The sequence below is a fragment of the Methylopila sp. Yamaguchi genome, assembly GCF_002897035.1.
In the GTDB taxonomy this organism is placed as follows: Bacteria; Pseudomonadota; Alphaproteobacteria; order Rhizobiales; family Methylopilaceae; genus Methylopila.
The window spans coordinates 54356-67499 of the sequence record NZ_BAUX01000001.1 but is presented as its reverse complement, the minus strand read 5'-3'; the positions used below and the strand labels follow the sequence as shown (position 1 = coordinate 67499).

Here is a 13144-nt window from a genome sequence, read left to right as displayed (position 1 = left end):
TCGGCCTTTAGCGCTCTTGGTCGACCACGATGATCCGAGGCGGCTGCGAAGGTGGTTCTGCGTTCATCCGCCAGGTCACGCCGCTCTTCTGGGATAGATGGACGCGCGACTTCTCCAGCATTTCAGCGATGTGGCTTTGCAGCCAGACGAACAGCGGCGCCCAGTGTTTCGCGGGACCCATCCACATCCCAAGTCGAGCCTGGATCGTTACGACGACGTCGTGATCGATGTCGCGCAAGCGACACGTCGGAAGAGGTAGACGGATGGGCTCCATGATGCGCGTAACGCTCATGGCGCAACTGCATAATTTGTTCGTGAATGGGGCGGAGCTCGGCGGGTATTTTGTTTGGATTAACTTCGTCGTTCCAGTCGTTTGTGTGAAAAGTCGACCATAGAACATTACGAGACCCGTCGTAAGATCCTCTATCTCGAGAAGAAGATCCATTGAAACTGCAATCTTCAAGCGCGTCAGCCTGCCATAGGCATGCTCCACCAGATTGATGGCGACCATGTTCTGGGTGAGACGCTCAAGTCGAGCGATATTTTCGGGAAATTCGGCTTTCAACTGCTCCAAGTCGAGCATCTGCTCCGCCCCCCGACCTCGATGATTGATCCCTCGGGTCGTGCACGAATTGGCGGACGATCCGCGTTCGCGCCTGCGCACGGCGTCTCGAAGCGGCGACCGCGTCGCGTGCGTCTGGCGAGTTCGCTCCGCGATACAGCTACTACATGTTACCGCTACAGGCCCTTACCGGAGACTTCTGGTCCTTCATTTTGATCGTGTTGAGGTGGAAGGTCTCGAACGCGTTCACCTCGACGATCATGGGCTCGCCGACGATCGAGACAAACCCCGAGTTCACGCTCTTCTAGGTGGCAATCTCGTGCCCGTCGGCCGCTCCGGAAGCGCCGAGGAGATCGTGGCGACGGTCGCGTTCCTGGTCTCGGACGGCGCGGCCTATATCACGGGCCAAAACATTCGAATGGACGGCGGGCTGACCCGATCGATCTAGGTCGCTGTTCCGTCGATGACCCTTGCGGCGGCGAATGCGCTGTCGATGACTGACAGAAACGCCGCCCGCGCGGCGTCCGATCGTCCCGAACGCGAAAACGTCCCGTGGCCTTCCTCCTGGGCGACACTCCAGGCGGCGACCAGCATCGAGGCTGCAAGGCGAGTCCTGGGGCGCGCGGCGCGCTCACCGGCCTCGCGAGCCAGCATTCTGGCGATGTCGCGCGCGAGCTCGTCGAGAATCTCGCGAGCCCGCGCGCTCAGTGCGGGGCTAGCGTTCATCGTCCGCCGGAATCTCGCTGTTCTGATGTCGAACCACGCGAACGGATGCCGCTCCTCGGCAAGGCGGTGGATAAGGGCGTGCAGGGCGTTGATCGGAGCGACGCCCTCGCCGCGGTCGAGCAAAGCCTCCTCGGCGAGCATCCGGCCCTCGTCTTCGCGGTCGAAGAACAGGTCCTCCTTGCGCGGAAAGTAGTTGAACACGGTCATGCGGGCGACGCCGGCCGCCTTCGCGACCTCGGATCGATCGCCGGAACGCCGCCGTGGTGGCGCTCGAAGTGCAGGCCCGCGGGCGTGATGATCCCATGGAGCTTCGCAAGCGGCGTCAGGCTGGAGGCCGCGCTTGGAAACGGCGGCTGGATACGCGATCGGCGAGCGACCTCCTTCTCGAACGGGGAGGGCGTCCCGTAGCCCGAAATCGGAGCGCCTTGCGTGCGCGTCCAGTCTGGAACCAGGTCGGACGCCGTCGCTGAGCCTGCGCCGGCGAGTGAGGCGGCCGCCGTCGCGAGGAAGCGGCGCCGGGCGGCGGATGGAAGCCTGTCGGTCATGCGGTCCTCCAGACCAGAAGACGGTTGGTCGCGGCGGTCGCCAGCGCATTGAGCGCGAAGCCGATCACTCCGAGGAGGACGACGCCGACCATCACGAGGTCCATCTCGAAGCGCTCGCGGCCGGCGATGATCAGCCCGCCGATCCCGGGGCCGACCGCCATGAAGTATTCGGCCCCAATGGTCCCGAGCCAGGAGTAGATCAGCCCGAGCTGCAGGCCCGTCGCGATCGAGGGCAGGGCGGACGGCAGGAACAGCTTCCGGAGGAACTGCGCGCGCGAGAACCGCAGCGCGGTCCCAACCTCGACCAGCTGGGCGGAGGCGCTGCGCATCCCTTCATGGGTGTTGAGCGCGACGGGGATGAACGCGCCGAGAGCGATGAAGGCGACTTTGGCGGTCTCGCCGAAGCCGAACCACATCGAGATCAGCGGAACCCAGGCGAGCAGCGCGATCTGCTTCAGCGCGTGGAAGCTCGGGCCGAACAGCCGATCGAACGGGCGCGACAGGCCGGTCGCCGTCCCGAAGGCGAGGCCGAGGCCGGCGCCGAGGGCGAAGCCCGCGAGGTTGCGGCCGAGGCTCGCGCCGATGTTCGTGGCGAGCCCGCCGGAGCCGAGTTCGCGCAGGAAGGTCCCTCCGACCTCGTCGAGCGGCGGAAGAAAGCGCACGTCGGTCCAACCGAGGCTGGCCGAGAGCTGCCACAGCCCAAGGAGACCAACGGGTAGGGCGAGGCCGCGGAGGATCTTCTGCGTCGTACGGGTCATGGTCAGACCGCCGTCACGCGCCAGCGCTGCAGCCGGGTCTCGGCGAGCGCCAGCGTCTTGTCCATCAGGAAGCCGACCACGCCGATCGCGATCATCGCGACGATGACCACGTCGAGCCAGAACATCTGGCGGCCCCAGACCAGCAGGTAGCCGAGCCCCTCCGAGGAGGCGAGGAGTTCGACCGCGACCAGCGCCGTCCAGGACTTGGTGAGGCCGTAGCGCACGCCGGTGAAGATCGGCGCGACCGCGCCGGGCAGGATCACGCGGCGCAGCAGCTGAAGCCGGGTGAACCGGAACGCCTGCGCCACCTCCACAAGTTGCGCAGGCACGCCGCGGACGCCAGCGAAGGCGTTCAGCGTCATGGGCACGAAGGCGGCCTTGGCGATGATGACGACCTTCAGCGCCTCGTCGATGCCGAGCGGCAGCATCAGCAGCGGGATCGAGGCCAGCGTCGGAACTTGAGCCAGCGCCGTGAACAGCGGCCGGACATAGTCCTCGACCGTCTCGGACAGGCCCATGGCGAGACCGAGCGCGAGGCCCGCCGCAGCGCCGGCCGAAAAGCCGTACACCACGCGGAGCAGGCTCACGCGCGCATGGTCGAGAAGCTCGCCCGAACTCCAGAGCTGGACCAGGCTGTCCCAGACGACCAGGGGCTCGGGCAAGATCTGGATCGGCAGCCAGCCGTACTGCGCGCTGGCGGCCCAGATGACGAGGGCCGCGAGGGGGACCAGCAGGCCGACGGCGGCGCGCCGGATGCGCGCGCCGCTCGGCTGCGCTTCGGCGCCGCCGCCGAGGACCGCGAGAGTCTCGCCGGCGCTCATGCGTTCACCTTCGTGCCGTCGGCGCGGAAGCGCGGCCAGAACGACTCGAGCTTCAACTCCTTCAGCGCGGCGTCGAGGTATCGCGTCTCGAACCAGCCGTCGGTGTCGACGTCACGGCGCACGAGGCCGTTTTCGCGGGCGGCTCGCGCCTGAGCGGCGTACTGCGCGCGGATGAAATCGTCGATGACCGGCGAAGAGCGCACGGCGAGATCGTCGCCTTCGAGATCCTGGGCGAGGATGCCCTTCTCGACGCCGGACTTGGCCCAGAGGTCGATCAGCGCCGCGCGGTTCTCGGGAAGCGACGACCAGTGCGCGGTGCGGACCAGCGTGGTCACCACCTTCTGCACGATCTCCGGACGCGACCGCTCGAAGGCCTCCGTCGCCAGCACGTGCCCGTTGCGGCCGAACTCCGGGCGGTCGCCCTTGGTGGTGTAGACGATCTTGGCGACGCTCTTGTCCTTCAGCCCGATCAGGTTGAGCTGGCCGAAGATCGCGTCGATGTCCTTGTTGGCGATGGCCGCGACTGCGGCGGCGTAGTCCAGATTGACGATCTGCAGGTCACGCTCGGTCAGGCCGTTCGCGGTCAGCACTTTGACGGCGGCCAGATGCCCGCTCGTGCCGCGGAACAGCGCGACCTTCTTGCCCCTGAGGTCTTTGACCGTCGCGATTGCGCTGTCCGGCTGGACGGCGAGGTAGAGCGGCGTGCGGGCGCCTGCGGCGAGCAGGAGCCTGGTCTTGAGGCCGTTCGCGCGGGCGGCGATCGCGGGCAGGTCGCCTTGGTAGGCGAGGTCCAGTTGGCCGTTCGCCAGCGCCTCGTTCACGGCGGGGCCTGCGCCGCGGAAGAAAAACCATTCGATCTTCACGTCCGGCTGGTCTGCGAAGGCCTTCTCGAGCGCGTTTGCGGCGTGGGCGGTGGCGGCGATGGTGCCGTTGGCGAAGGGGGCGTTGTCGGCGCCGATGGCCGCGTAGCCGATCCGCACCGTCAGCGCGTCGGCGCGGGCCGGCCGGGGCGCCAGTGCGAGGGCGCCGGCTGCGGCGCCGACCGTGAGCAGCGCGCGGCGGGTGAGGGCGGCGCTCACTGGTTCACCGCCACGACCTTGCCGTCGGCGTCGAGCGGCTTCCAGGTGTCCTTCAGTCCGAGTTCCGCGATCGCGCGCGTAAGGTATTTGGGCTCGAACCAGCCGTCGACCGAGACCTCCTTGCGGACATAGCCGAAGGCTTTGGCCTGCTTGGCCTGCTCCCGGTAGAACTCGATGAGGAAGTCGTCGATCAGCGGCGAGTTGCGGTAGGCGACTGTCTGGCCTTCGAACTCCGCCCGATAGGTTTCGACAGGCACGCCGCTCAGCGCCCAGGTCTCGAACACCGCTTCGCGGTTCGCCTCGTCGGACGCCCAGGCCGCGGCCTTGGTCAGCGCCTTGACGACGCGGTAGGTGACATCGGGATGCTTGGCCTCGAAATCTTCGGTGACGAAGAATGCGGAGTTGCTGGTGGTCCTCGGGTCGTCGGTCTTGGTCGAGTAGACGATCTTGACCTGGCCCTTGTTCGCGAGCTCCAGCAGCTGCTGGGTCCCGAACGCCGCGTCCGTGTCGCCCTTCAGCAGCGCGGCGACCGCCGTCGCGTTGTCCATGTTGATGAAGCGGACGTCGCGGTCGGTCAGCCCGTGGTTCGCGAGGATCTTCGGGATTGATAGCGTGATGTTGGTGCCCTGGTGCTGCGAGACCTTCTTGCCCCGAAGGTCCGCGACGCCCGTGATGTCGCTGTCCGGGCGCACCGCGAGGTAGCGGCTCTGGCGTGCGGCGACGTTCGCGAGCAGCTTGGTCTTCAGCCCAGCCGCGCGGCCGGCGAGCGAGGGCAGGTCGCCCTGCGAGAAGAAATCGATCTGACCGTTCGCCACCGCCTCGTTGGTGGCGGGCCCGGCGCCGCGGAAGAAGGTCCATTCGATCTTCACGTCCTCGCTCCTGAACTCGTCCTCCAGGTAATGACGGGCGTGGGCGATGGCGGAGGTCTGGATGCCGGCGAACTGCTGACCGGCGGTCCCAACCTGCGAGAAGGCGAGACGGATGGTCAGCGGCTCGGCGGAGGCGGCGGTCGCGGCAAGCAGAGCGATGAGGCCGAGGAGGAGGGGGCGGAAGCGCATTTCGTTTCAATCCTTACGGGATAGCGGAGAGCCCCCTCACCCGGCCCTTCGGGCCGACCTCTCCCCTCCGGGGAGAGGTAAGCGACGGCGGCCTTGCGCGAGCGCGCCGACGTTTGAGAAGAGGCGCTGGTCTTCACCTCTCACCGGTGGGAGAGGTCGCCGCGCAACGGTGGGTGAGGGGGAGCCTCAGATGACGAACATCACTCCGCCGCCTGGGCGAGGCCGGCGGCCGAGTGGTGCGGGTAGGGCAGGCCGAGGTTTTCGCGCAGCGTCCGGCCCTCGTACTCGGTGCGGAACAGGCCGCGGCGGCGGAGCTCCGGCACGACGAGCGCGACGAAATCGTCCAAGCCGCCCGGGAGATACGGCGGCATGACATTGAAGCCGTCGGCGCCGCCCTGTTCGAAGCGCTCCTGCAGCTGGTCCGCGATCTCCTCGGGGGAGCCCACGACGGTCCAGTGCCCGCGGGCGCCGGCGATCCACTCATAGAGGCCGCGGATCGTCAGGTTCTCGCGTTTCGCGATGCCGAACAGCAGCGCCTGCCGGCTCTTGCCGTTGTTGGTCTCGGGCAGGTCCGGCACCGGACCGTCGAGGTCGTAGCCGGACAGGTCGAAGCCGCCGATCATGCTGGACAGCAGCGAGACGCCGACCACCGGGTGGATCAGGGACTGGAGCTTCTCGAACGTCGCCTGCGCCTCCGCGCGTGTGCGCCCGACCACCGGCGAGACGCCGGGCAGGATCTTTATCGCGTCCGCCGAGCGGCCGGCGGCGACGGCGCGCGCCTTCACGTCGGCGTAGAACGCCTGCGCCTCTTCCAGCGTCTGCTGGGCGGTGAACACGACGTCCGCCGTCTCCGCCGCGAGCTGCTTGCCGGCCTCGGAGGAGCCCGCCTGCACGATGACTGGTCGCCCCTGCGGCGATCGCGCCGTGTTGAGCGGCCCCCGCACGCGGAAGTGCTTGCCCGCGTGGTTCAGCACGTGGAGCTTGTCCGGATCGAAGAAGCGCCCCTCGGCCTTGTCGCGCGGGAAGGCGTCGTCCTCGTAGCTGTCCCACAGGCCGGTCACGACTTCGGCGAACTCGCGCGCCCGCTCGTAGCGAAGCGCGTGCTCCAGATGCTTCTCGCGGCTGAAGTTCAGCGCCTCGCCCTCGGTCGCGGAGGTCACGAGATTCCAGCCCGCGCGACCCTCCGAGATGTGGTCGAGCGACGCGAACTTGCGGGCGATGTGATAGGGCTCGTTGTAGGTGGTCGAGGCCGTGGCGATCAGTCCGAGCCGTTCAGTGACGGCGGCGAGGCCCGCCAGCAGCGTCAGCGGTTCGAACTGCACGATGTATCGCGCGGTGCGGCTAGCGCTCTCGATGTTCCCATCGCGGATCGCGACGGTGTCGGCCAGAAACAGCGCGTCGAACTTCGCCGCTTCCGCGGTCTTCGCAAGCTGCGCGTAGTGCTCGAAGTTGACGCCGGCGTCGGCCTGCGCGTCGGGGTGGCGCCAGGCGGCGACATGATGGCCGGTGGCGTGGATGAAGGCGTTCAGCTTCATCTGGCGGGGGGCGGTCATGGAAGCTCTCCTTCAGGCGCCGGCGGCGCCCGGCAGCCGAAGGGCGGCAGGGCGCTGCGGCCGCGCGGCGGCCTGCGGGCCCGCGCGGGTTGGTTCGGGGGCTTCGGCGCCGAGCGTCGCCTCCAGTTCGCGGAGCACCGCGTTGCGCAGATGAACGAGCGCGGCGTCGGTCCGCTCGCGCGGGCGCGGGCGGGCGTTCTCGAACACCTTCGCGATGCGGCCCGGACGCGGCGCCATCACCACGATGCGGTCGCCGAGATAGACCGCCTCGTCGACGTCGTGGGTGACGAAAACGGTCGTGATCTTCTCCTGCGCCCAGATCGCCTGAAGCTCGCCCTGGAGTCGCGTCCGCGTCAGCGCGTCGAGCGCGCCGAAGGGCTCGTCCAGCAGCAGCACGGCCGGGCGGTTGACGAGGCCGCGGGCGATGGCCGCGCGCTGTGCCATGCCGCCGGAGAGTTGGTGCGGATAGGCATCGGCGAAGGCGGTGAGGCCGACGAGCGCGAGATGCTTGGCGACGGCCGCGCGCTTCGCGGACTTCGGCATCTGCGCGTTTTCGAGGCCGAGCATTACGTTGCCGGCGACGGTGAGCCACGGAAACAACCGCGGCTCCTGGAACACAATCCCTCGGTCGAGGCTCGGCCCGTCGATAGGGACGCCGCCGAGCCGCAGCGCGCCTGACGTGGGGCGGTCGAGCCCGGCGATCAGGCGCAGCAGGGTGGACTTCCCGCAGCCGCTCGCCCCGACGATGGTGACGAACCCGCCCTTGGCGACGCCGAGGGCCACGTGGTCGAGGGCGGCGAACGCCTCGCCGTTGACGGCGAAGCGCTTCCCGACGTCGGTGACCTCCAGATGCGCCGCCGCCGTTCCGCCGCGTGCGTCCATGTCGCGTCCTCGCGTAGTGCGGCCTCGGGCGACGAAGTCTTCGCTAGAGACGCTCATTCGGCGGCCTGCGCGACGGCGCGGCGGGCGAAATGCTCCGGTCGGCGGAGGCCGAGGTTTTCGCGCAGCGTCCGGCCCTCGTATTCCTCGCGGAACAGGCCGCGGCGGCGCAGCTCCGGGACGACGAGCGCGACGAAATCGTCGAGGCCAACCGGAAGATGCGGCGGCATCACGTTGAAGCCGTCCGCGCCGTAGTTCTGGAAGCGCTCTTCGAGCTGGTCGACGATCTGCTCGGGGGTGCCGATCAGCGTCCAGTGTCCGCGGGCGCCGGCGATGCGGAGATAGAGCTGCCGAATGGTGAGATTCTCGCGGGTGGCGAGTTCGATCAGCAGGGTCTGCCGGCTTTTGCCACCCTCGGTCACGGGCAGCGCCTCCACAGGCAGCGGTCCGTCGAGATCGTAGGACGACAGGTCGAGCCCGCCGGTCATGTGCGACAGCAGCGACAGGCCGACCGCGGGATGGATGAGGGACTGGATCTCCTCGTACTTCTCCCGCGCCTCCGCCTCGGTGCGCCCGACGACGGGAAAGACGCCCGGCATGATCTTCAGGTCGTCCGGCTCTCGGCCGTGCTGGGCGAGCCGCCCCTTCACGTCGGCGTAGAACGCGGTCGCGTCGGCCAGCGTCTGCTGCGCGGTGAAGATCACCTCGGCGCTCTCCGCCGCAAGCTGCTTGCCCGCTTCCGAAGAGCCTGCCTGCACCACCACCGGACGCCCCTGGGGAGATCGGGCGACGTTGAGCGGCCCCTTCACCTGGAAGTGCTTGCCGCGGTGATGGAGCACATGGAGCTTGTCGCGGGCGAAATAGATCCCGCTGTCCTTGTCGCGGACGAAGGCGTCGTCTTCCCAGCTGTCCCACAGGCCCTCGACCACGGCCGCGAACTCCCGCGCCCGCTCGTAGCGGTCGGCGTGCGCGGGATGGGCGTCGAGCCCGAAATTCAGAGCTTCGGTCTCGTTCGATGACGTCACGAGGTTCCAGCCGCCGCGACCGCCGGAGATCTGGTCCAGCGAGGCGAAGGCGCGGGCGAGATGGAAGGGCTCATTGTAGGTTGTGGAGGCGGTGGCCACGAAGCCGAGGTTCGTGGTGACCGCGGACAGCGCCGTGAGCAGCGTCAGCGGCTCGAACTGCGCGACGTAGCGCAGGGCGCCGCGGCTGAGAACGTCCACGTCCGTGCCGCGCACGGCGACGCTGTCGGCCATGAAGACGAGGTCGAACTTCGCCGCTTCGGCCTTTTTCGCCAGCGCCACGTAGTGCCGGAAGTTCACTCCCGCGTCGGCCTGCGCTTGCGGGTGACGCCATGCGGCGACGTGGTGGCCGGTTGGATAGAGGAAGGCCCCTAGCTTCAGCTTGTCGCGACGTTTCGCCATCGTCGTGCTCCCTCGGGCGCCATTCGATCGATCACATCACCACACATTCATCACGCTAATGTCAATTAAAACGACAGAAAGACTATAATAAAAATCTGGCGTGCCTGTGAGATTGGCGATGGTTCTGACGAACGGCTGAGGAGGCCGGCGATGAAGGTGATTTCGGGGGTTCTGGGCTTTGGGTTCGCGCTAGCGCTCGGGGGCGTCGCCGCCGCGGAGGGAAGCGCTGTGGTGACGGCGGACTGGGTCGCCGACAATCTGAAGAACCCGAAGGTCAAGGTGTTCGAAGTCAGCGTCGATCCGGGCGTCTACGAGCGCGGCCATGTGCCGGGCGCCGTCAACATCCGCTGGCATTCGGAGCTGGTCGATCCGGTGAAGCGCGACATCGCCAGCCGTGAGAGCCTGCAGAAGCTCCTGTCCGCGGCGGGCGTCGACAAGGACACGACGATCGTCCTCTACGGCGACAACAACAACTGGTTCGCCGCCTGGGGCGCCTGGGTGCTGGAGACCTACGGACTGGGCGACCGGGTGAAGCTGCTCGACGGCGGCCGGAAGGTCTGGGAGGCCAAGGGCCTGCCGCTCGACACCGCGACGCCCGAAGCCGGGAATGGTTCGGTGGAGCTGACTCCTCTCAAGGCCGCGGTGCGCGCTCGTCTCGGCGACGTGCTGAAGGTCGCCGAGGGCGATAAGGGCTCGGTGCTGCTCGACATCCGCTCGCCGGACGAGTTCTCCGGCAAGATCTTCGCTCCGGAAGGTTCGAAGGAGCTGACCATCCGCGCCGGCCACGTGCCGGGCGCGAAGAACGTGCCCTGGTCGAAGGCGGTGAACGCCGACGGCACGCTGAAGCCTAAGGAGGAGCTGAAGAAGCTCTACGCCGAGGCGGGCGTCGACGGGTCCAAGCCGGTGATCGTCTATTGCCGCATCGGCGAGCGCTCGAGCCACACCTGGTTCGTGCTCTCCAAGGTGCTCGGCTACGACGTGAAGAACTACGACGGCTCCTGGACCGAGTACGGCAACTCGGTCGGCGTACCGGTGGCCAATCTGTCCGGCACGGTGTGGCAGGGCAAGTAGCCAGCCCCAGCCAGTCCTTAAGCCATGTCGGGCGTCCGGCCGCCGAAGCGCCGGGCGCCCGCGCCTGTCGGTCCGCTCATGTCCGCGTCTTCCATCACTTCGCCGGCGCGCGCTGGGATCGCCTTGCTCGTGTTCGGGGGGCTCGCCGTCGCCGCCTACGGGCTCGGGCAGACGCCGGGCGCGATCGGCCAGCGGCAGTCGTTCGCGCTCCTCGCCGGGGCGGCCTTCGGGATCGTGCTCCAGCGCGGCCGGTTCTGCTTCCTGTGCAATCTCCGCGACCTGCTGCGCGACGGCGACGCACGCGGCGTTCTCGCGATCCTCGTGGCGCTCGCCGCCGGGACGATCGGCTATGCGGCGGTGTTCGGCGCCTGGCTGCCGAACCCCTTCGGCGGGCGGCTTCCGCCAACCGCGCACGTCGGCCCGGTCGGCCCTGCGCTTGCGTTGGCGGCGTTCGTCTTCGGCGTCGGCATGGCGGCGTCGGGATCGTGCCTGTCGGCCCATCTTTACCGGCTGGGGGAGGGCTCTCCGACCTCGCCCTTCGCGGTGCTCGGGGCCGTTGCCGGCTTCGTCCTCGGCTTTCTCACCTGGAACCCGATCTACCTCGCACTGACTGTCGAGACGCCCTCCGTGTGGCTGCCGGCGCATCTCGGCTATCCCGTCTGGCTCGTGGCGACGCTCGCGGTCCTCGGGGCTTTGGCGTGGCTGGCGCAGACGCGGGCCAAGCCGGCGACGCCGTCCGTTCCGCATCCCGGCGTCGCGCACGCGGTTTTCGTGGAGCGTTGGCCGCCGGCGATCGCGGGTCTGCTTGTGGGCGCGATCGCGACGCTCAGCTATCTTCGGGTCGCGCCGCTCGGCGTCACGGCCGAGATCGGCAGCGCCGCCCGCACCGCGGCGTCGGCCGCCGGGTGGTTGCCGGACACCCTTTTCGGCCTGGACGGCCTGCGCGGCTGCGCGACGGTCGTCAAGGAGACGCTGCTGTCGGAGAACGGCCTGTTCGTCCTCGGCCTCGTCGCCGCGAGCTTCGCCGCGGCGCTCGTGTCCGGGCGGTTCAGGCCGGCGGCGCCCACGGGCGGCCAGATCGTCCGCGGGCTCGTCGGCGGCGCGCTGATGGGGTGGGGAGCGATGACCGCGCTCGGCTGCACGGTGGGCGTGCTGCTGTCGGGCATCCACGCCGGCGCGCTGTCCGGCTGGATCTTCCTCATGTTCGTCGTCCTCGGCGTCGTCGCGGCCGACGCCCTCGGACGACGCCTGCGGCCGATTCAGGCGCCCGGCTGAAACGCCCGCGCGTTCCACGACGCGCGGGCGCGCAGCAAGCCCACAGCGCAGCGTCGGCCACCCCCGCGATGATCGGGATGGTGACGCGTGTCGGCGTGTCCGGAGGACGCAGCCGCGTCAGATGCCGTCGCCGTGATCGCCGAACATCTGGTCGAGGTTGAAGGCGGGCGTGCCGCCTGAGCGTCCGATGACGCGGGCCGGAACGCCGGCGACCGTGGTATGGGGCGGCACGTCGTGCAGCACGACGGCGGCCGCGGCGACGCGGGCGCCTTCGCCCACGCGGATGTTGCCAAGCACCTTGGCGCCGACGCTGAGCAGCACGCCGCGCTCGATCTTCGGATGCCGGTCGCCGTTCTGCTTGCCGCTGCCCCCGAGGGTCACCGATTGCAGAATCGAGACGTCGTCAGCGACGACGGCGGTCTCGCCGATGACGAGCGCGGTCGCGTGGTCAAGGAAGACGCCGCCGCCAATCTGGGCGGCAGGATGGATGTCCGCGCCGAAGACCTCGGAAATCCGGCTCTGGAGATGCAGCGCGAGCGTCGCGCGGCCCTCGTGCCAGAGCCAGTGCGCGACGCGATGCGCCTCGAGCGCGGCGAAGCCCTTGTAAAACAGGAATGGGTCGAGGAAACGCCGGCTCGCGGGATCTCGGTCGCGGATCGCGCGCAGGTCCCGGACGACATTCAGCCGAGCCGGCGGATTCGCCGCGAACGCTGAAAGACAGAGGTCGCGGACGGCGAGACGGGAGAGGTCGCCGTCGCCCAGGCGATGGGCGAGCCGGTGCGAGAACGCCCGCCAAATGTCGCGCTGGTCGAGGATCGTCGCCTGGACCACGCCGGCGTAAAGCGGTTCCTCAACGATCGCGGCCTCGGCCTCTTTCCTCAGCGCGGCCCAGAGGCCGGCGGCGTCGGCCTCCCGCGCGGCGGCTTCGAGTTGAACGACGTCAGCGACCATGGCGCAGCCTCCTGCGGCATCGGGGCCGGCGCCGCACACCTTCCAATAATGCCGGCATTCGGCCTCCATTGGTTCGCGGGGGCTTAGCGGCCGCGCGTGTGATCGAGACCAGAGCTCACCAGCGCCGCCATGCAGCGTCAATCTTTATTTGACTCACTACATAGATTTAGTCATCAAATGACTCGTCGCCAGTGCCGTGGCGGCTGTTTCTTGGGGTGACCGCTATGGGCGTCGGATCGTCGAACGTTGGTGCGCGTGGCCGGGAGGCCGCGTTCGGCCTCCAGCCTCTCGATCTGTTCTCGCCGCTCGGCGGGATCGCATTCGATGACAGGGCGGAGCCGCGCGGCTCCGCGGCGCCGGCCGCAGCCGCGTCGAAGACCGCGTTTCGCCGCATCGGCCAGTGGCTCGCCCGCCTCCAGCTTCGGCCGGGGCGCAGCGCCAC

General features: G+C 68.6%; 13 protein-coding genes and 1 pseudogene. 3 read left to right on the top strand and 11 right to left on the bottom strand.

Going from position 1 to position 13144, the window contains the following annotated elements; translation table 11 throughout:
- Positions 1 to 7: 7 nt before the first annotated feature.
- Entirely contained in the window at positions 8 to 583 is a 576-nt protein-coding gene (locus tag METY_RS00315; RefSeq protein WP_103119411.1) for a hypothetical protein, read from the bottom strand.
- A 298-nt stretch (positions 584 to 881) separates the two neighbouring features.
- On the opposite strand from METY_RS00315, the pseudogene METY_RS00310 reads away from it, so the two are divergent.
- Positions 882 to 1010: pseudogene (locus tag METY_RS00310) on the top strand (SDR family oxidoreductase); the annotation flags it as partial.
- Here METY_RS00310 and METY_RS20965 read toward each other — a convergent pair.
- The 9 genes from METY_RS20965 to METY_RS00270 all read right to left on the bottom strand — a co-directional run bounded on the left by METY_RS20965 (position 1007) and on the right by METY_RS00270 (position 9405).
- Positions 1007 to 1495: a TetR family transcriptional regulator gene (locus tag METY_RS20965; RefSeq protein WP_160147274.1), complete on the bottom strand. Its 489-nt coding sequence runs from the start codon at positions 1493 to 1495 to the stop codon at positions 1007 to 1009. The pseudogene METY_RS00310 and the gene METY_RS20965 sit on opposite strands and share 4 nt — an antisense overlap.
- Positions 1492 to 1833: a hypothetical protein gene (locus tag METY_RS20960; protein ID WP_160147273.1), complete on the bottom strand. Its 342-nt coding sequence runs from the start codon at positions 1831 to 1833 to the stop codon at positions 1492 to 1494. The genes METY_RS20965 and METY_RS20960 overlap by 4 nt, the downstream gene beginning before the upstream one ends.
- The gene (locus METY_RS00300; protein ID WP_103119409.1) at positions 1830 to 2591 is read right to left on the bottom strand and encodes an ABC transporter permease; all 762 of its coding nucleotides are present in this window, start codon (positions 2589 to 2591) and stop codon (positions 1830 to 1832) included. Before METY_RS00300 ends, METY_RS20960 begins: the two co-directional genes overlap by 4 nt.
- Positions 2592 to 2593: 2 nt before the next feature.
- Positions 2594 to 3412 (bottom strand): ABC transporter permease, encoded by an 819-nt coding sequence (locus tag METY_RS00295; protein WP_103119408.1) that lies wholly within the window; start codon positions 3410 to 3412, stop codon positions 2594 to 2596.
- Positions 3409 to 4491, bottom strand: coding sequence for an ABC transporter substrate-binding protein (locus METY_RS00290; protein WP_103119407.1), 1083 nt, complete (start codon positions 4489 to 4491; stop codon positions 3409 to 3411). The genes METY_RS00295 and METY_RS00290 overlap by 4 nt, the downstream gene beginning before the upstream one ends.
- On the bottom strand, positions 4488 to 5549 hold the full coding sequence (locus METY_RS00285; protein WP_103119406.1) for an ABC transporter substrate-binding protein: 1062 nt from the start codon (positions 5547 to 5549) through the stop codon (positions 4488 to 4490). Before METY_RS00285 ends, METY_RS00290 begins: the two co-directional genes overlap by 4 nt.
- A gap of 200 nt (positions 5550 to 5749) precedes the next feature.
- A complete protein-coding gene (locus tag METY_RS00280; protein WP_103119405.1) occupies positions 5750 to 7102 on the bottom strand; it encodes an LLM class flavin-dependent oxidoreductase in 1353 nt (450 codons plus the stop codon).
- 12 nt (positions 7103 to 7114) lie between these two features.
- A complete protein-coding gene (locus tag METY_RS00275; RefSeq protein WP_103119404.1) occupies positions 7115 to 7984 on the bottom strand; it encodes an ABC transporter ATP-binding protein in 870 nt (289 codons plus the stop codon).
- Between the two features lie 53 nt (positions 7985 to 8037).
- Complete coding sequence (locus METY_RS00270; RefSeq protein WP_103119403.1) at positions 8038 to 9405, bottom strand: LLM class flavin-dependent oxidoreductase; 1368 nt, start codon at positions 9403 to 9405, stop codon at positions 8038 to 8040.
- 150 nt (positions 9406 to 9555) lie between these two features.
- On the opposite strand from METY_RS00270, the gene METY_RS00265 reads away from it, so the two are divergent.
- A complete protein-coding gene (locus METY_RS00265) occupies positions 9556 to 10476 on the top strand; it encodes a sulfurtransferase (RefSeq protein WP_244593460.1) in 921 nt (306 codons plus the stop codon).
- 78 nt (positions 10477 to 10554) lie between these two features.
- Positions 10555 to 11751 (top strand): YeeE/YedE family protein, encoded by a 1197-nt coding sequence (locus METY_RS00260; protein WP_103119740.1) that lies wholly within the window; start codon positions 10555 to 10557, stop codon positions 11749 to 11751.
- A 117-nt stretch (positions 11752 to 11868) separates the two neighbouring features.
- On the opposite strand, the gene cysE is transcribed toward METY_RS00260, so the two are convergent.
- On the bottom strand, positions 11869 to 12702 hold the full coding sequence (cysE, locus tag METY_RS00255; protein ID WP_103119402.1) for a serine O-acetyltransferase: 834 nt from the start codon (positions 12700 to 12702) through the stop codon (positions 11869 to 11871).
- Positions 12703 to 13144: the final 442 nt, after the last annotated feature.